General features: G+C 72.5%; 7 protein-coding genes. 1 reads left to right on the top strand and 6 read right to left on the bottom strand.

Annotated elements, in window-relative coordinates; translation table 11 throughout:
- A partial coding sequence (locus ABT340_RS40790; RefSeq protein ID WP_352016311.1) for a transposase occupies positions 1-371 on the top strand: 371 nt, incomplete at its 5' end.
- A 418-nt stretch (positions 372-789) separates the two neighbouring features.
- Here ABT340_RS40790 and ABT340_RS40785 read toward each other — a convergent pair.
- From ABT340_RS40785 to ABT340_RS40760, 6 genes are all read right to left on the bottom strand, one after another.
- A complete protein-coding gene (locus ABT340_RS40785; protein WP_352016310.1) occupies positions 790-1725 on the bottom strand; it encodes an NADP-dependent oxidoreductase in 936 nt (311 codons plus the stop codon).
- Between the two features lie 96 nt (positions 1726-1821).
- Positions 1822-2421 (bottom strand): TetR/AcrR family transcriptional regulator, encoded by a 600-nt coding sequence (locus tag ABT340_RS40780; RefSeq protein ID WP_352016309.1) that lies wholly within the window; start codon positions 2419-2421, stop codon positions 1822-1824.
- The gene (locus ABT340_RS40775) at positions 2421-3431 is read right to left on the bottom strand and encodes an aldo/keto reductase (RefSeq protein ID WP_352016308.1); all 1011 of its coding nucleotides are present in this window, start codon (positions 3429-3431) and stop codon (positions 2421-2423) included. Before ABT340_RS40775 ends, ABT340_RS40780 begins: the two co-directional genes overlap by 1 nt.
- A gap of 393 nt (positions 3432-3824) precedes the next feature.
- On the bottom strand, positions 3825-5057 hold the full coding sequence (locus ABT340_RS40770) for an MFS transporter (protein ID WP_352016307.1): 1233 nt from the start codon (positions 5055-5057) through the stop codon (positions 3825-3827).
- Complete coding sequence (locus ABT340_RS40765) at positions 5054-6292, bottom strand: serine hydrolase domain-containing protein (RefSeq protein WP_352016306.1); 1239 nt, start codon at positions 6290-6292, stop codon at positions 5054-5056. Before ABT340_RS40765 ends, ABT340_RS40770 begins: the two co-directional genes overlap by 4 nt.
- Position 6293: 1 nt before the next feature.
- Entirely contained in the window at positions 6294-18527 is a 12234-nt protein-coding gene (locus ABT340_RS40760) for a non-ribosomal peptide synthetase (RefSeq protein WP_352016305.1), read from the bottom strand.
- Positions 18528-18569 lie beyond the last annotated feature (42 nt).

The raw sequence follows: 18569 nt of genomic DNA, 5'->3' as shown, positions 1-18569 counted from the left end.
GCGCTCAGCACGCCTGGGTGATCGACGCGCTGGGGGCCAGGTATCCGGCCGCGTGCGAGCACCTGGAAGCCGCCCGCGAAGACCTGCTGGCCTTCACCGCCTTCCCGAAGGAGACCTGGCGGCAGGTCTGGTCGAACAATCCACAGGAGCGGTTGAACAAGGAGATCCGCCACCGCACCGACGTGGTCGGCATCTTCCCGGACCGGGCCGCGGTTGTCCGGCTGGTCGGTGCGGTTTTGGCCGAGCAGACCGATGAGTGGACCGAGGCCCGCCGCTCCATGGGGCTCGACATCCTGGCCAAATGCCGGATGCGCGTCCTTGCCGGTGACACACCGGCCCACAACCCACTACCGCAGACACTTACCGCTTAACCTGCAGAAACAGGATCACGCGAAGGTCAGCTCGTACACCACTTCACTGGACGTGACCCGGTCTGTTTCGCGACGTGGTCGACCACCTCGTCAGGAAACTCCGCCCGCCCGCGCGGGAAGCGCCCGTGCTGCGTGAGGTACTTCAGCTTCGGCATCACAGAAGGTCAGGCTAGGGATCTTCGAGGTTTGGCGGCCTATGACACGTTGGTCAACAGCACCCCAGGCCCGCACGGCCCGCGACCATCCATGGACGTTTTCGACGCCATGGCCGAGATCCGTATGGCCGCCCAACGGGTGCTGTCACTACCGCACAAGCAGCAGGTTCGTCTCGGCCGGCCTTCGCGGTTCGACGGCGGCGACGGTTTCTTCCGTGGTGACGACGTTTCGGGAGTCGTGTGCGGCCCTCCGCGAGGGCCGGTCAGCCGAACCGTAGGACGAACCGCCCGCGAACGCCACGCCGTTCGAGCGAGCGATGCGCGTCGCCGGCTCGGGAGGCTGGCAGTTCGCCGGCCACGCGGACGGTGAGCAGTCCCTCACCGGCGAGTTCGGCGAGCCGGTCGAGCTTGGCCGCGGCCTCGACGTAGTGGCGGACGAAGATCGGGGCGACGCGGACCCGGCCGGTCCCGTCGCCCTGGTAACCGCGGAGGGTGGCGACGGTGCCGCCGTCCTTGACGGCAGGGAGTACGGCGGCCTCCAGCACGGCGGCGTCGACGAGCCCGTCGACGCCGCCCGGGTGGAGGTGGCGGACCATCGCGGCGAAGTCGTCCCCCCGCGGCACAGTCTCGTCGGCTCCGCACTCGCGGACGAAGGTCTCGTCCTGCCGGGCGGCGTCGGCGACGACGACCAGTCCGGCCTGCTTGGCGAGCTGGACGAAGTACCCGCCGACGGTACCGGCCGCACCGGTGACGGCGACCGTCGCGCCGGCCGGGAGCGCCAGCGTGTCAAGTGCGAGCCGGGCGGTGAGCCCGTTCATCGGGATGGTGGCGGCCTGAACGTCCGAGAGCCCGGCCGGGATCCTCGCGACCGAGCGTGCCGGCACGACGAGGTCTGCCCGGTAGCCGCCGTGCGCGCCTGAGGGCACCACGATGGCCATGACGGCGTCCCCGATCGCGAACGGACGGTCGACAGCGGGGCCGATCTCGGTGATCACGCCGGCGACCTCCATGCCCGGCACCCGCACCGCGTCCGCCTCATCCTGCCGCGGACGAGAACGGATCACCGTGTCGACCGGGTTCACCGTGGCGCTGCTCACCCGGATCCTGACCTGACCGGGACCGATCGGTTCGGCCACCAGGTCGAACTCGCCAAGAGCGTCGGGTCCGCCTGGCCGGGTCACTCCGATTGCTTGAACCATGGTCGTTCGTACTCCTTGTTCGTTGCCGCCGGGGTGGCGGTGGGCAGGGCCGACCACGCCGTTGACGAGTCGCGGCGGATGATCGACCCGGTTCGGCTACGGCGATGCGGGGGCGTGAAGACCCTCGAGCAGCAGGCTGCACACCTCGTCGAGCTCGGCGCCGACGCCGGGGTTCTGCCATTCGGCCGAGTGGGCGAGATGGTGGAACTTGGCAGTGGCGTTGAAGACCACGCGGGCGGTGGCCGCCGCGTCGTCGGTGCGGAGGCTGCCGTCGGCGGCGCCGTCAGCGATGATGGCCGTCAGCTGGCCCAGGAGATCGGCGACGTGGTCGGTGGCGACGCTGCTGTGCGCGGCGGCGAGGATTCCATAGGCGGCGAACAGCTCCGGGTCCTGGCGAATCTTGGCCTGCTTCACGGCCAGGACGGCGTGCAGCCAGGTGCGCAGCCGCCGCGCCGGCGCAACCGCGCTGTCGGCGGCGATGACGGCGAGGGCGTCGCGGTTGCGGTCGAGCCAGCGCCGGGTCACGGCCTCGCGCAGCGTCTGCTTGGAGGGGAAGTGCTTGTAGACGGCGGCGTGGCTGACCCCGAGTGCCCGGGCGACGTCGACGACCGTTGCCTTGTCCGGTCCGTGGCGCCGCAGGATCTCCTCGGTGGCTGCCAGGATGGCGTTCGCGTCCAGCGGGGTTCGGGCGGGCATCAGCGTCCACCGCCCGTTCGCTCGCTGTCCAGTAGCGCGAGCAGGGCGGGGGCGTAGCGTTCTCCCGCGACCGCCCCTCGGGGGACGGCCTGCTCAATCGCGGCCAGGTCGTCCTCGGTCAACCGCAGACCGGTGGCGTCCACCGCCTCGGTGACGCTGTGCGGCCGGCTGGCCCCGACCAGCGCGACGATGTCCCGGTGCACGCGACCCTGTGCGAGCACCCACGCGATCGCGAGCTGTGCGACCGTGACACCGCGGGAGGTGGCGATCTCCCGCAGCCGTTCGACCAGCGCGAGGTTGGTCTCGATGTTTCCGGCGGCGAAGCGGGGCAGGTGCCCGCGATGCCGTGCGTCGCCGGCCGACGGCCGCCACGTCCCGGTCAGCATTCCTTGGGCGAGTACCCCGTAGGCGGTGACGCCGATGCCCAGTTCGCGGCAGGTGGGCAGGATCTCGTCTTCGACACCGCGGCTGAACAGTGAGTACTCGATCTGGACGTCGGTGATCGGGTGCACGGCGTGGGCGCGGCGGATCGTCTCGGCGCCGACCTCGGACAGTCCGATGCCGCGCACGTAGCCCTTCTGCACCATCTCGGCGACGGCGCCGACGGTCTCCTCGATCGGGACAACGGGATCCAGCCTGGCCGGGCGATAGATGTCCACATAGTCGATGCCCAGCCGCTGCAGCGAGTAGCCCAGGAAGTTCGGGATCGCGTCCGGTCGGCCGTTGATGCCGCGCACGCTGCCGTCCACGCCGAACAGCGCGCCGAACTTCACGCTCACCACGGCGCGGTCGCGATCGGCGGATCGCAGCGCCTGCCCGATGAGCGTCTCGTTGTGCCCCATCCCGTAGTGGTCGGCCGTGTCGATGAACGTGATCCCGGCGTCGAGCGCGTTGCGAAACGTCGCGATGCTCTGTTCGTCGGCGCTGTGCCCGTACGCGCCGGACATGCCTGCGCAACCGAGCCCGACCGCCCCCACATGGACGTCGGCGCCGAGTGTCCTCTGCTCCATGCGAGAAACACTAAGCAGGCTGGTAACAGATGTCAAAGCTTGTAACCTGACACCTTGGTCGTTACGGAACCAGAGCGTGGCGGTCTCTTCGAGGTCAAGGCTTCGGACCTGTCCGGTTCGCGGCACCGCTGGATGCCCCGAAACCGAACCCGGCCGAAGGAGTGCGGCCGGTTCTCAAACGGGGCCCGGCCAACCTCGCTCCCGATAACGCCGAGCGGCTCACCACACTGGTCAAGGCCAGGCTCGAACGGATGCGGTACCGTCCTGCGCTGCTCGACGGCTTCGTCGCCCGGACTGGCCTGCCCCTCGAACCGCCGCGGCTTCAGCCTTTCAACCTCAGACGCTCTCCCGGCTGACGTTCGGTGACGTTTCCCGCGAGGGCCTGAGTTCGCTTTAGCCGGTGGTGGGGAAGCGACGGAGTGCCGGGGTGAGCGTGGTCGCCAGCGCGATGACGCTGAGGGCGGCGGCACAGCTCAGTATGCCGCCGGGCCCCGCTCCACCGGCGGTCATGAGGGCGCCGCCGAGCAGCGGCCCGAGCGCCGCCGCGCCGCCGGAGCACAACCCGACGATGCCGGTCAGCCGGCCGCGCAGTCTGTCCGGAGTGACCGTGATCTGGTACGTCAGGATCGTCGTGTTCGCCAGCGGCGCGAAGAACGCGGTACAGCCCAGCAGCAGCCCCAGCGGCAGGCCGCCGGGCACGAGCGCCATCAGCCCGGTCAGCAGGGCCGTCATCCACGAGAAGCCGATGATGACGACCGGAGCGGGCAGCAGGGCGTGCAGCCGGTCGGCCAGCGCCGCGCCGAGCAGCCCGCCCGCGCCCATGCAGGCCATGGTCAGGCCGATCACGCCCGCGCCCACCTTGTCCTCGTGCGACATCGCCAGCACGATGATCATCAGCGCGGCGAACACGAGGTTGGACACCGCCATCCACACCAGCGTCGTCCTGATCAACCGCTGCCCCAGCACCCACCGGAGCCCGGCCACGAGATCCCCTCCCGCACCCCGGGCGGGCTCCGCGGGCGCGGGGCGCGCGGGCAGCCGGAGGAACATCAGCGCCGCGAACGAGAGCGCCAGCATCAGGCCGTCCAGCGCGAACGGCATCGCCTGCTCAACCGCGAACAGGAACCCGGCGAGCGCCGGGCCCAGCAGCGTCGCGATGAACGGTCTCGCCGTGTTGGCCGCGACCGCCCGCGACAACTGGGACTCCGGTACGACCTGCGGAAGCGCGGCCTGCTCCGCAGGTTCGAAAGCCGCCCCGAGCAGCCCGTCGATCAGCGCCACGAGCAGGACGTGCGGGAACGAGAACGCGTCCAGCCAGACGGCGACCGCCACCGACGCCACGGCCAGCGCCCGGCCGCCCTGGCACAGCAGCAGCGTCCTGCGCCTGTCCCACCGGTCGGCGATCACACCGGCGGGCAGGTTGGCCAGCATGTGACCGGCCGCGACCAGCGACGAGGCCAGCCCGGCCTGCAACGCGGAGCCCGACATGGCCAGGATCAGCAGCGGGAACGCGACGAAGTTGATCTCGTTGCCGAACTCCGACAGGAACTGTCCGCTCCACAGGATCGCGTAACGCCTGTTACGCGCGAGCGGGGGAGCGACGGTCTCCACGGCGGCTTCCTTCATGCTCCGGGGCTCCCCGCCCGGCGAGCCAAACGGCCTGACACCTGGATCAGGTCGATGTCGCCGCCCAGGGTGATGAACCGCCCCGCGTGGCCCTCGCCGATCTCGAACACCCCGCCCCGGTAGCAGGTGATCGGCCCTGCCGACCGCAGACGCAGCCCGCCGCCGCCGCTGGTGACCTCGAAGGCCGATCCGCCGTTCACGTATGTGCCCGTGCACCCGGGCGGCGGCGCCACGGGTGGTCCCGAGCCCGCGAGCGGGCGGTGGTCGCCGGGGGCGATCCCGTGGAGGGCCAGCCGTTCGGTGAGTTCGCGCCACAGGGCGAGCCCGGTGTCCGCGTTCGTGGTGAGCGCGACGACGGTTCGTTGCGAGGGCTCGAACCTCAGATGGCAGGAGGTGCCCTCGCCGGTGCCGTCGTGGCCGTACCAGTCGAGGCCGTCGCGGTGGTGCGCCGACCAGCCCAGGCACCAGCCGTCCGCCAGCCCGTACGGCCCGATCTCGATCCCGGCCAGCTGGTCCTCGCGCAGCTCGTGAAGGGTACGCCGGTCGAGCAGGACGGGCAGGTCAGGGTCGGCCAGGTGGAGCCGAGCCAGGGTGACGAGGTCGGTCGCGCTCAGCGCGAGCGCGCCGGAAGGGGCCTGACCGGGGGTCTCCTGCTCCTGCGCCACCGGCACGACGCGACCTGTCGCCGGATGCACGCTGTGGCCGGTCGCGGTACGGCGACCGGTACGCCGTCCCGTCGCGTACGACGCTTCGATGCCCAGCGGGGTCAGCAGTAGTTCCTCGACCGCCTCCCACCAGGTCATCCCGGTGACCTGGCCGACCAGGCGGCCCACCAGCTCGTAGCCGAGGTTGGAGTAGGAGAACGCCCGGCCCACCCGCAGAACGGCGGGGTGCCGTACGTCGCCGTCGGCGGCCAGGCCCGAGGTATGACTGAGCAGGCCACGCAGAGTCACCCCTTCGACCCCGCCGGGCAGCGGGCCGTCGAAGGTCAGGTCACCGTCGTCGGCCAGCATGGCGGCCAGCGTGGCCGTGAACGGCTTGGTCAGCGAGCCCAGCGGGAACGCCGTCGCCTCCGTCACGGCCGCCTCGCCGCCGTGGGTCTCGACGCCGTACCCGGCGCTCACCGTACGGCCGCCGTGGCGGACGGCGAGCTGCGCGCCCGGGACGTGGTGCTCGCGTGCCAGTTCGGCCAGCAGGCCGGCCAGCGCGGTGGCGGGGAGGGCGAGAACGTCCATGTCAGACCTCCTCGCGGGGCGCCGAACGCCGCTCGGCGTGGCGGGCCAGGGAACGCAGCGCGCCGGCGAAGTCCTCCGCGAGCTTCGACACCGTGGACGGGTCGTACAGGTTCTGCGAGTAGTACCAGTCGAAGGTCAGGTGGCGGTCGCGGATCGCGCCGACGATCTCCAACGGGTGACCGACGTGTTCCAGCGGGCTCTGCTCCTGCCCGATCGGGTCGTGGAAGGCGTGGTAGAGGCCTTCTCCCGGCGCGGTGCCGGACTGGCCGTGGTAGTTGAAGGCGACCTGCGGGCGCGGCCGGCCGGCGAGTGCGGTGCCGGGGGAGCCTGGCGGGCTGAGGTGGCGCAGCAGGCCGTACCCGAGGCCGTTGCCGGGGATCGCGCGAAGCTGCGCGCGCACAGTCCTGACCAGCGCCGCCCAGTCGTTGCCGCCGGGCACGGTCAGGGCGGCCGGGTATTCGCTGGTGAACCAGCCGACGGTCCTGGTCAGGTCGAGGTCGTCGAAGACGTCCTCACGGCCGTGTCCCTCCAGGCCGATCACGACCTGCTCCTGGCCCGTCCACCGGCACAGCGTCCAGGCCAGCGCGCCGATCAGCACCTCGCTCAGCCGGGCACGGAACACGGCGGGCGCGCCGCGCACGAGCGCCCGGGTCTCGTGCTCGGACAACGAGCACGGCGCGGTCGAGACCGAGCCGACGAGGCTCTCGCCGTCGTGGTCCGTGGGCAGCGGCGCGGGATCGGGCAGGCCGGTCCAGTACGCCGCCTCACCGTCGAGCCCGCCCCCCGCCGTGTGCTCGGCCAGCCGGGCCGCCCACTGGCGGAACGGTGAGGTCGCGGGCCCGAGATCGACGGGTGCGCCGCCTGCCGCCTGCCGGTAGGCGGTCTCCAGATCCTCGGTCAGGATTCGCCAGGACACGGCGTCCACGATGAGGTGGTGCGCGGTCAGGTACAGCCAGGGCCGCCGTTCCGCGCCGAGGTCGAGGAGCAGGGCGGACCACAGGGGGCCATGTTCCAGGTCGAACCCCAGATCAGCGTCGGTGGCCAGCTCGTTCGCCGCGGCTCGCAGCTCGGCCTCGCCCGTCAGATGGGACAGGTCGTGGCAGGTCAGTGGGACGGCCGGCGCGGGCGCGGCGAGCTGCGACCAGTCCCCGGTGCGGGGCCGGGAGCGGTCACGTTCGAAGCGGAGCCTGAGGGCGTCGTGCCGTTCGGCCAGGGCGGCGAGCGCGGCCCGCAGCGCGGGCTCGCCGACCGGGCCGGACAGCTCCACCAGCATCGACTGGTTGTAGTGGTGCGGCGCGACCCGCCGCGACAGCAGGAACTCGCGCTGCACGGGCGTCAGCGGCACCGGCCCGTCCACGACCGCACCGGAGGAGGCGGTCTCGGCGACCGGCTGGGCGACGGGCGCCAGTTCGGCGATCGTCTGGTGCAGGAAAAGGTCCTTGGACGTGATCCACACCCCCGCCTGCCTGGCCCTGGCCACCATCTGCATGCTGAGGATGGAGTCGCCGCCGAGGTCGAAGAAGTTGTCCTCGACCCCGAACGAGTCCGCGTCCACGCCGAGCACTTCGGCCCACGCCTCGGCCAGAGCCCGTTCGACGTCGTCGCGCGGGGGGAGCCGGTCCGTGCCCGCCGCCGCCGTCGCGCCGGGAGCGGGCAGGGCGCGGCGGTCCACCTTCCCGCTGGTGTTCAGCGGCAGATCCGCCAGCGTCACGAAGAGGTGCGGCACCATGTACCCGGGCAGTGAGCGTTTGGCGAAGTCGCGCAGCGCGCCGGGCTCGGGCGCGGCCCCGGGAACGGGGACCACGTACGCGGCGATGCGCGGCGACCCCGGGTCGTCGAACACGGCCGCGGCGGCCTGCGCCACGTCCGGGTGCTCGCAGAGCACGGCCTCGATCTCGCCCGGCTCGATACGGAAGCCGCGCACCTTGACCTGGTCGTCGGTGCGGCCCAGGTACTCGATCAGCCCGTCGGGCCGCCACCTGGCCAGGTCGCCCGTCCGGTACATGCGGCCGCCCGGCTCCTCGAAAGGCCCGGCCACGAACCGTTCCGCGGTCAGGCCCGGCCGGTTGAGGTAGCCGCGCGCGAGCTGGTCACCGGCCAGGTACAGCTCTCCCGCGACCCCGACGGGCACCGGGCGGAGCCGGTCGTCCAGCACGTACGCCCTGGTGTTCCAGGTGGGCCTGCCCACGACGGGCCGCTCGCTGTCCGACAGTCTGCAGTACAGGGTGTCGACCGTGCACTCGGTCGGCCCGTAGTAGTTGTAGCCGGTGGTGCCGGGCGCGTCGCGCAGCTCGCGCCAGAGCTGCTCGCCGACCGCCTCACCGCCCAGCATGAGTACGGCGGGCCGGTGACGGGCGGAGGTGAGCAGGCCGCGTGCGGTGAGCTGTTCGGCGTAGGAGGGCGTGAGGTCCAGCAGGTCGATCCGGTGCCGGGCGACGTAGTCGATCAGCGCTTCCGGGTCGCGCCTGGTGAGGTCGTCGATCACGTGCAGCTCGTGGCCGTCGGCCATCCACAGCACGCCCTCCAAAGAGGTGTCGAACGTGAACGCCGCGGTCACCCCCGCCTTGATCGGCTGGGTGGTCTCGGCGCGCATGAGGTCGGCCCGGTGGTCGAGGAACAGGTTGGCGAGTCCCCGGTGCTCGACGACCACGCCCTTGGGCCGTCCCGTCGAGCCCGACGTGTAGATCACGTATGCCGGGTGCGCCGGATGCGGCCGCACACCGGGCCGCGTGTCAGGCAGGCCGTCCAGCAGCGCTGGATCGTCCAGCAGGACGACGTCCACAGGCTCGGGCGGTTCGAACGCGGAGTCGCGGTCGGTGAGGACGATCAGCGGCCGGGCGTCGTCCAGCATGTACGCCATCCGCTCCCGAGGCAGTCCGGGATCCAGCGGCAGGTAGGCGGCCCCGGCCTTGAGTACGGCCAGCAGCGCGACCACGGTCCGTTCGCTGCGCGAGCCCGCGAGCCCCACCAGCGTCTCGGGCCCCGCCCCCCGGGCGCGCAGCAGGTGCGCCAGGCGGTTGGCGCGGGCGTCGAGCTCGGCGAAGGTGAGCGCGCGGTCACCGAAGACGAGCGCGATACGGTCGGCGTTCGCCGCCGCGCACTCCTCGAACAGTTCGGCGAACAGGGCGGGTGGGGTGTCCCGGCGGGTGTCCTGCCAGCCGGTCACGGCCTGCTTGAGCTCCGTGTCCGTCATGATCGGCAGCTCCGCCACGGAACCCTGATGACCTGCGGCGATGGCGTTGAGCAGGGTCGTCAGGTGCCCGGCCAGACGGTCGGCGGTCGAGTGGTCGAACAGCGCGGTGCCGTAGCCGACGGCGGCGGTCAGCCGGCCGCCGTGCTCCAGGAAGTCCACGGTCAGGTCGTGGCTGACCTGGTCGGAGACCGCGGGCAGCGGCGCGGTGCGCAGCCCCGGCAGATCGGGGTCGGCCGAGGGCGTGTTGTCCAGGACGACCATGACGTCGACGAGCGGGTTCCTGCTCGGGTCCCGTTCGGGCCGCAACACCTCGACGAGTTGCTCGAACGGTACGTCGTCGTGTTCGAACGCCTCCAGCACCGTATCCCTGACCTGCGCCAGGAACGCCGCGAACGACGACGACTCGGTCACCGTGGACCGCAGCACGACCGTGTTGACGAAGAACCCGACCAGCCCTTCCAGCTCGGCGCGCCCGCGTCCCGAGGCGGCGGTGCCGACGGCGACGTCCCGTTGGCCGCAGATCCTGGACAGCAGGATCGTGGTGGCCGCGACCAACACCATGAACAGGGTCGCGTCATGCTGTCTGGCCACCGCCTTCAGCCCGTCCAGCGTGTGCGCCGGGAGGTCGAGCAGGCGGATCGCGCCGTCGGCCCGCCGTACCGGGGGGCGTGGGTGGTCGGTGGGCAGGGCCAGGGGGGTGAGCCCGGCCAGCCGCTCCCGCCAGTAGGACGGGTCGGACGGGTGGCGGCGCTGCCAGGCCGCGTAGTCGGCGTACCTGATCGGCAGCGGCGCCAGCTCGGGGGCGTCGCCGCGCAGCGCGGCCGCGTAACAGGCGCCGAGCTCGGCGGCGAGCACGCCCATCGACCAGCCGTCGGTCACGATGTGGTGCATGACCAGCGCGAACGCGTGCTCGTCCGGTCCCATCCTGATCAGGGTGGCCCGCAACAGCGGGCCACGGCGCAGGTCGAAGGGCAGGGACGCCTCCCGCCCGAGAAGGTCGTGCGTCGCGGACTCGGGGTCGTCGTGGCCGGACACGTCGATCACGCGCAGCGGCAACGGTCCGGGCTGCAGGATGGACTGCACGCCGCGGCCTTCGACGTCGCCGAAGACCGTACGCAGCGACTCGTGTCTGGCCACCAGCCGGTCGAGTGCGGTACGCAGCGCGGCCACGTCCACCTCACCGGACAGACGCAGGCCGAACACGGTGTTGTACTCGGTGCTGTCCGGCTCGAACTCGCTCAGGAACCACAGCCGCTGCTGCGCGAACGACAGCGGCAGGCCGTCGTCGCCGTCCGCCCGCCCGATGGCCTCCTGCGGCGCGGCGGCCCCGAGCGTCCCGGCGAAGGAGGCGATGGTGGGCGTGTCGAAGAGCTGGCGGGGCGAGGGCGCGGCGCCGAGCGCCGCACGTACCCGCGAGATCACCTGGATGCTGAGGATCGAGTCGCCGCCCAGGTCGAAGAAGTCGTCCTCGACGCCGATCCCCGCCGGATCGCGGCGCAGCACCTCGGCCCAGATCCCGGCGAGCAGCCTCTCCGTGGCGTCGCGCGGCGGGACATGGGGCACGGCGGCGTCGAGCAGGCCGGCGGGGGCGGGCAGGGCGCGCCGGTTCAGCGTGCCGCTCGGGGTCATCGGCAGCGCGTCGATCCTGACGTACGCCGACGGCACCGCCTGAGCCGACACCCGCCCGGCCAGGAACGCCCGCAGTAGGGCCGGGTCGGGTGCCTGCTCGCCGGTGGGAACGACGTACGCGACGAGCCGCATCCGCCCCGCCTCGTCCTGCCGTCCGACCACCGCGGCGGCGGCGACCTGGGGATGCGCGACCAGCGCCGATTCGACCTCGCCTGGCTCGACACGGAACCCACGTACCTTGACCTGGTCGTCGACCCGTCCGACGATCTCCAGTACGCCGTCGGCCCTGCGGCGGCCGAGATCGCCGGTCCGGTACATGCGTCCCGGGGTGAACGGGTCGGGTGAGAAGCGTTCCTCGGTCAGGTCGGGCCGGTTCCAGTAGCCGCGCGCCACCCCGTCACCGGCGATGTGGATCTCGCCGACCACGCCGATGGGCACCGGCCGCCTTTCGGCGTCCAGCACGTACACGCGGGTGTTGGCGAAGGGCCGCCCGATCGGCACGTACGTCCTGTGCCCCATCGGGTCGGCGCCGAGCTGGAACACGGTCGAGTCAACGGTCGTCTCGGTGGCGCCGTAGGCGTTCACGATGACGGTGCCGGAGCCGAGCCGGTCGAGTATGCGCCAGGCCTCGCCGACCGGCCAGCCCTCGGAGCCGACCATCAGCACCCGCAGCGAGCCGGGACCGTCCAGCTCCTCGGCGATGGCGCGGGCCAGCGCGGGCACGGTCACCAGGAGTTCCGCGCGCGTGCTCTCGATCAGGCGGGCGATGGCGAGCGGGTCGCCGAGCCGTCCGCTCGGACAGATGATCATCTCGCCGCCGAGCACCGCCGACAGCAGGAAGTCGCCGAAGAACAGGTCCACCGACTGGCTGGAGACCGACAGGCATCGGGGCGAGGTCCCCGCCAGGCCGTAACGGGCGTCCCAGGCACGCAGCATGTGGCAGACGTGGCGATGCTCGACCATCACGCCCTTCGGTCTCCCGGTCGAGCCCGACGTGTAGATCACGTACGCCAGGTCGCCGGCGGTCACGTCCGTGTGGGGCGCGGTGGCGGGGTGCCCGGCCAGGTCGGCGTCGTCGAGGCAGACGAACGCCGCCCGGCCGCGTTCCAGCCGGTCCAGCAGCCTCGTCTGGGTGACCACGATCGGGGCGGCGGCGTCCTCCAGCATGGATTCGAGGACCCGAGGCGGATGGTCGGGGTCGAGTGGCACGAACGCCGCGCCCGACTTGAGCACGCCGAGCAGCGCGACGACGGCGTCCAAGCCGCGTTCGACGCACACGCCGACCAGCGTGCCGGGCCGCGCGCCCAGCCCGATCAGGTGGTGAGCCAGCCGGTTGGCCCGCTCGTCCAGGGCGGCGAAGCTCAGCGCGGTTTCGCCGCAGCTCACGGCGGTGGCGTCGGGGGTGCGGGCGGCCTGCTCCGCGAACAGCTCGTGCACGGGACCGGCGGCGGGGAAGGGGACGACGGTGTCGTTCCACTCCACGAGCAGCCGATGCCGCTCGGACTCCGGCATGACAGGCAGCTCCGACACCCGGCAGGTCTCGTCGCCGGCGAACGCGCCGAGCATCGTCTCCAGGTGGCCGAGCAGCCGCTCCGCCGTATCCGCGTCGAACAGGCCCGGGTCGTAGTCGAGCGCCAGGGTCAGCTCACCCGCAGCGTACGCGGTGATCATGAGCGGGTAGTTGCCGTGCTCGTCACCGGTGTGCTCCAGCACGCGGACGCCATGGTCGCCTGCGGCCTCCGGGTAGTTCTCGAACACCATGACGCTGTCGAACAGCGGCACACCGCCCGCCAGACCGGCACATCTCTGCACGTCCGCGGGGGACAGGTAGTCGTACTGGCGGCCTTCGACCTGAGACTCCTGCAGCCCGCGCAGCCAGCCGATCAGGTCGGCGTCGCCGTCCACGTCCACGCGCACGGGCAGCATGTTGATGAACAGGCCGACGATCGACTCCGACCCCGGCAGTCCGGAGGGGCGGCCGGAGACCGTGGCGCCGAAGCACACGTCGCGCTCGCCCGAGTACCGTGAGAGCAGGATCGCCCAGGCGCCCTGGAGCAGCGTGTTCACCGTCAGCCGGGCGCGGCGGGCCCGCTCGTACAACGCGTGCGAACGTTCGGGCGACAGGCTCAGCCGTACGGCGGCGGCCGAGCGCGACCCGTGCGCCCTGACCGGCGGCCGGTCGAACGGGAGCGGCGTCGCCGCGGTGAACCCGTCCAGCTCCCGCCGCCAGTGCGCCTCCGCCGCCGCCCGATCCTGCCGCCCCAGCCACTCCACATAGTCCCGGTACGGCCTGCGCGCCGGATGCGTGCGACCCGCGTACCGCTCGAACACCTGGGTCAGCACCTGTGCCGCGCTCCAGCCGTCGAGCAGCAGGTGATGCGCCGTCCAGAACACCCGCACCCGCGTGTCGGACAGCCGCGCCACGGCCAGCCGCATCAGTGGCGCCCGGCCCAGGTCGAGCCGCCACCGGGCACGGCCCTCCCACATGCGCGCGGCCTCGGCGCTCCTGGCCTCCTCGGTCAGCGCGCGCCAGTCGTGACGCTCGACGGGGATCGTGGCGTCGCGCCGCACGACCTGCAGCGGCTCGGGCACCCCCTCCCACACGACCGCGGTACGCAGCGCCGGGATGTCCGCGGCCACCTCCTGCCAGGCGCGCACCAGCCGCTCCGGATCGTCCACGCCGTCGAGCAGCAGGTTGAAGTGCGAGGCGTAGGTGTCGCCCGCGGGGTCGGACAGCGAGTGGAACAGCAGGCCGCTCTGCACGGGCGTGAGCGGGTAGACGTCCTCGACGGCCCGGCCGTCGCCCGCGATCCCGTCCAGCGCCGCCTGGTCCAGCCGCGCCAGCGGGAAGTCGGACGGCGTGCACCCGCCCGCCCCGGGACGCGCGCAGTGCTCGGCGATCTCCCCGAGCGCCGCCACGAGCTGCCCGGCCAGCCGGTTCACGGTCTCCTCGCGGTGCAGCCGGGCCGAGTACGACCAGCCGATCTCCAGCCGGTCGTCGCGTACGACGGCGTTGACCTCCAGCAGGTGAGCCCGAACCTGCCCCGGGACGCGCTCGGTGCCCTCGGGGACGGGCAGCAAGCGCGGGAACGGGCCGCCGGGCGAGCCGTGGGCGTCCATGCGCCCCAGATAGTTGAAGGCGACCTGCGGCCTCGGGTCGTCACGCAGCTCCTCCCCTGAAGGGGACAGGTAACGCAGCGCGCCGTACCCGAGACCGCGCGATGGAACGGCTCTGACCTGCTCCTTCACAGACTTGAGCAGGTCACCCCAGTCACCGCCCGGCATGTGCAGCACCAGGGGCGAGACCGTGGTGAACCACCCGACCGTCCTCGACAGGTCCACCTCCGGGAACAGCTCCTCGCGGCCGTGGCCCTCCACCTCGACCAGCACCCGGTCACCGCCCGCCCACCCGGTCAGCACCCGGCCGAGCGCGCCGAGCAGCACGTCGTCCATCCGCGCCCGGTACGCCTCCGGCACCTCGCGCATCAGCCGCCGGGTGACCTCGGGGCCGACAGTGCTGGTCACCGTACGCAGGTCACCGGCCAGGTTCTCGCCGCCGCCGTCCAGCGGCAGCACCGCCACGCTCCTCGCCAGCTCACGGGTGCGTCGCCAATGGTCCAGCTCGTCGTCGAAACCGCCCGAGAGGGCATGCTCGCGCAACCGCAGCGACCAGGAGCGAAACGAGGTGGTACGCGGCCCGAGCCTGATCGGCTCACCCGCCGCGGCCTGCCGCAGGGCGGTCTCCAGGTCGGGCAGCAGGATCCGCCACGAAACGCCGTCCACGGCCAGGTGATGGACGGCCAGGTACAGCCGCCTGGACTCGCCGGACGTGACCAGCAGGGCCTTGACCAGCGGCCCGCTGTCCGGCGCGAACGTGATCTCGGCTTCCTCGCCGGGCCGTTCCGCCCTGCGCAGGATCGTGCCGTGCTCGGTCTCGGCGTTGTGCTGGCGCCACCCACCGTCGCCGTCCCGCTCCAGCCGCAGGCGCAACGCGTCGTGCCACTCGACCAGGGCGCGCAGGGCGGCTTCGAGCGCGACCTCGTCCACGTCGGGGGCCAGCTCCAGGCAGACCGCCTGGTTGAAGCGGGACAGGCTGTCGGCCATGTTCTCCAGGAACCAGTGCTGGATCGGCGTCAGCGGCACGTCGCCGCTCACCCGCTCGTCCCCGCCCGCGTGGTCCTCATGCCCCGCGGGGACGAGGGCCGCCGTCACGGCCAGGTCGGCGACGTTCTGGCGCAGGAACATCTGCCGCGGCGCGACCTCCAGTCCCTGCGCCCTGGCCCCGGCCACGACCTGGAGCGCGAGGATGGAGTCGCCGCCCAGGTCGAAGAAGTTGTCCCGGACGCCGACCCGGTCCACGCCGAGCACCCGCGACCACACCCCCGCCAGGACACGTTCGGTGGGGGTGCGCGGCTCGACGTACTCCTCGCCGCTGTCGCGCTCGCCGGGCGGCGGCGGCAGCGTACGGCGGTCGACCTTTCCGCTGCGGGTCAGCGGCAGCTCGGGCAACGGTACGAACGCCGCGGGCACCATGTGCTCGGGCAGCCGCCGGCGCAGGAAGTCGCGCAGCTCGCCCGGCGTGACCCCGCCGTCGGCCGGCACCGGGTAGGCCACCAGCCGTTTTGCCCCGCCCGCATCCTCCTTGACCGCCACCGCGGCGGTGACCACGGCGGGATGCGCGGCCAGCGCCGCCTCGACCTCGCCCAGCTCGATACGGAACCCACGCAGCTTGACCTGGTCGTCGGCGCGGCCCGCGTGCTCCAGCCTGCCGTCGGCCAGCCAGCGTGCCCTGTCGCCCGTCCGGTACATGCGCGTGCCCGGCGGCCCGTACGGGTCGGCCACGAACCGCTCGGCGGTCAGCCCGGGCCGGTTCGAATACCCCCTCGCCAGCCGCGTACCACCGAGATACAGCTCGCCCGGCACGCCGATCGGCGCCGGCCGCAGCCGCGCGTCCAGCACGTACGCCCTGATGCTCGGGAAGGGCCGTCCGATCGGCACCGGTCCGGGATCGGCGTCGGCCGCCGTCAGCGGCCCGCCCAAAGTCGCGCCCACCATGGTCTCGGTTGGCCCGTACCCGTTGAACAGGCGCCGGCCCCGCGACCACGTCCGCACGAGTTCCGGCGGGCAGGTCTCGCCCGCCACGATCAGCACCGCGCCGTACGGCACTCCGCCGGGCGGCAGCGTCGAAACCGCGGTGGGCGGCAGCACGGCGTGGGTGACGCGCTCGCGTGCCATCAGCCCGGCCAACGGCGCGCCGGGCGGACGCTCCTCGTCGGTGGCGATCACCAGTGTGCCGCCCGACAGCAGCGCCCACACCAGCTCCCAGAACGCGCCGTCGAAGCTCAGCGACGCGAACTGCAACACCCGCGCGTCCGGCCCGGCGTCCAGGCGTTCCCGCTGGATGAGCACCATGTCGTGCACACCCGCGTGCGTCACCACGACGGCCTTGGGCCGTCCCGTGGAACCCGAGGTGTAGATCACGTAGGCGGGGTGATCGGGGTTGACGGAGGGGAGCGGGGTGGCGTGCGGGCCGGTCAGGGCGTTCTCGACGGCCGGGTCGTCCAGCGCCACGGCGGGCACACCCGGGGGCAGCCTGTCCACGCCCTCGCGGGTGGTGAGCGTGAGCACCGGCGCGGTGTCGTCGATCATGGTACGGATCCGGTCGGCCGGATAGTCCAGGTCGATCGGCAGGTAGGCGGCGCCGGAGCGGAGCACGCCCAGCACGGCCGCGACCATGTCGATCGAGCGCGGCAGGGCCACCGCAACATACCGCTCGGGCCCCGCGCCCTCGGCGGCCAGCAGCCCGGCGATGCGCTCGGCCCGCTCGGCCAGCTCCCCGTAACGTACCGAGCGCGGGCCGCACACCACCGCCTCGGCGTCCGGCCGGGCCTCGGCCTGCTCGGCGAACAGCTCGCTCACCGTGCGCGCGGGCGGCCCGGTCCCGTCGCCGCACCACAGCGACGTCAGCAGCGTCCGCTCGGCCTGGCCGAGCGGCGAGATCTCGGCCAGCGGCCGGTCGGGGCCGTCCGCGACCTCCTTGAGCAGGCACGTCAGATGCGCCGCGATTCGCTCGGCCGTCCCCGCGTCGAACAGCGTCGCGTTGTAGGCCACGCTCCCCGCCAGCGCCCCGTCACGCTCGGCGAAGTCGAACGACAGGTCCATGCTCGCCGCCAGCACGGGCGGCTCCAACTCCTCGGCCAGCAGGCCGGCGAACGCCGCCGACGCCGCCGGCAGGTTACGCAGATTGACCGCGACCTCGGTGAGCGGCGGCCTGCTCGGGTCACGTTCCGGCCGCAGCGCCTCCACCAGCCGCTGGAACGGCACCCCGTCGTGGGCGAACGCGTCCAGCACACCCGCTCGCGTACGCCGCAGCAGCTCGTCGAACGACACGCCCTCGTCCACGTCACCACGCAGGACCAGCGTGTTGACGAAGAACCCGACCAGGTTCTCCAGCTCCACCCGGTCCCTGCCCGACACGACGGTCGCGACCGCGACGTCAGGCCGTCCCGTGTACCGGGCCAGCAGCAGGTGCACGGCCGCGACCAGCGTCATGAACAACGTCGCCCGGTTGCGCTCGCCGGCCTCGCGCAGCCGCCCCACCACCTCGGCCGGGATCTCGAACGTGTGCCGCGCCCCGGCCGAGCTCCTGACCGGCGGGCGGGGGCGGTCCGTCGGCAGGTCCATCGGCGTGAACCCGTCCAGCCGGTCGCGCCAGTACGCGAGCTGCTTCCCGGCCTGCGGCCCCGCCGTCAGATTCCGTTGCCAGGCGGCGTAGTCCGCGTAACGCAGGGGCAGCGGCGCCAGGCCCGCCGGTTCGCCGCCGAGCGTGGCGGAGTACAGGGCGGCCAGGTCGTCCAGGACCAGCCGCGAGGACCAGCCGTCGGTGACGATGTGGTGCGCGTAGGCCGTCAGCACGTGCTCACGCTCGCCCAGCCTGATCAGCCGGGCCCGGAACACCGGACCTTCCCGCAGGTCGAAGGGCTGCCGCGCCTCCTGTTCGAGTACGCGGTCCAGCTCGCCCGGCCGCCCCGTCAGGTCGGTGACCTGTAACGGGAGCTCCATGTGCGGCGCGACCTCGCGCACGCCACGGCCGTCACGCGACCCGAACGTCGACCGCAGCGTCTCATGCCGTTCCACCAGCGCGTTCAGCGCGGCACGCAGCGCGGGCACGTCCAGCGGCCCGGTGAGCCGCACGATCAGCGGCACGAGATAGTCGAGGGCTTCCGGATCCAGCTCGTACATGAACCAGAGGCGTTCCTGCGCGGGCGAGAGCGGCAGCGGTCCTGAGCCGTCGATCGCGGGTATCGGCTCCTCGGCGGGCGACGACTGCCCTGACAGGCGCCGCAGAAGCTGCTCGCGCAGGTGCTCGGGCAACGCCTGGATGCGCTCGTCGCGCGGGGAAGAGATATGCACGGGGAGTTTCTCCAATGTCCTGCGGTGTTCGCCGCGCCTGGA

Origin of the sequence: Streptosporangium sp. NPDC000239 (genome assembly GCF_040300765.1) — a bacterium.
Classification (GTDB): domain Bacteria; phylum Actinomycetota; class Actinomycetes; order Streptosporangiales; family Streptosporangiaceae; genus Streptosporangium.
This window is presented reverse-complemented; position numbering and strand designations above follow the sequence as displayed.

Excerpts from the sequence above, each read along its gene's own strand:
- ABT340_RS40780 (WP_352016309.1), bottom strand. The coding sequence starts at position 2,421 with ATGCCCGCCCGAACCCCGCTGGACGCGAACGCCATCCTGGCAGCCACC.
- ABT340_RS40765 (WP_352016306.1), bottom strand. The coding sequence starts at position 6,292 with ATGGACGTTCTCGCCCTCCCCGCCACCGCGCTGGCCGGCCTGCTGGCC.
- ABT340_RS40785 (WP_352016310.1), bottom strand. The coding sequence starts at position 1,725 with ATGGTTCAAGCAATCGGAGTGACCCGGCCAGGCGGACCCGACGCTCTT.
- ABT340_RS40770 (WP_352016307.1), bottom strand. The coding sequence starts at position 5,057 with ATGAAGGAAGCCGCCGTGGAGACCGTCGCTCCCCCGCTCGCGCGTAAC.
- ABT340_RS40775 (WP_352016308.1), bottom strand. The coding sequence starts at position 3,431 with ATGGAGCAGAGGACACTCGGCGCCGACGTCCATGTGGGGGCGGTCGGG.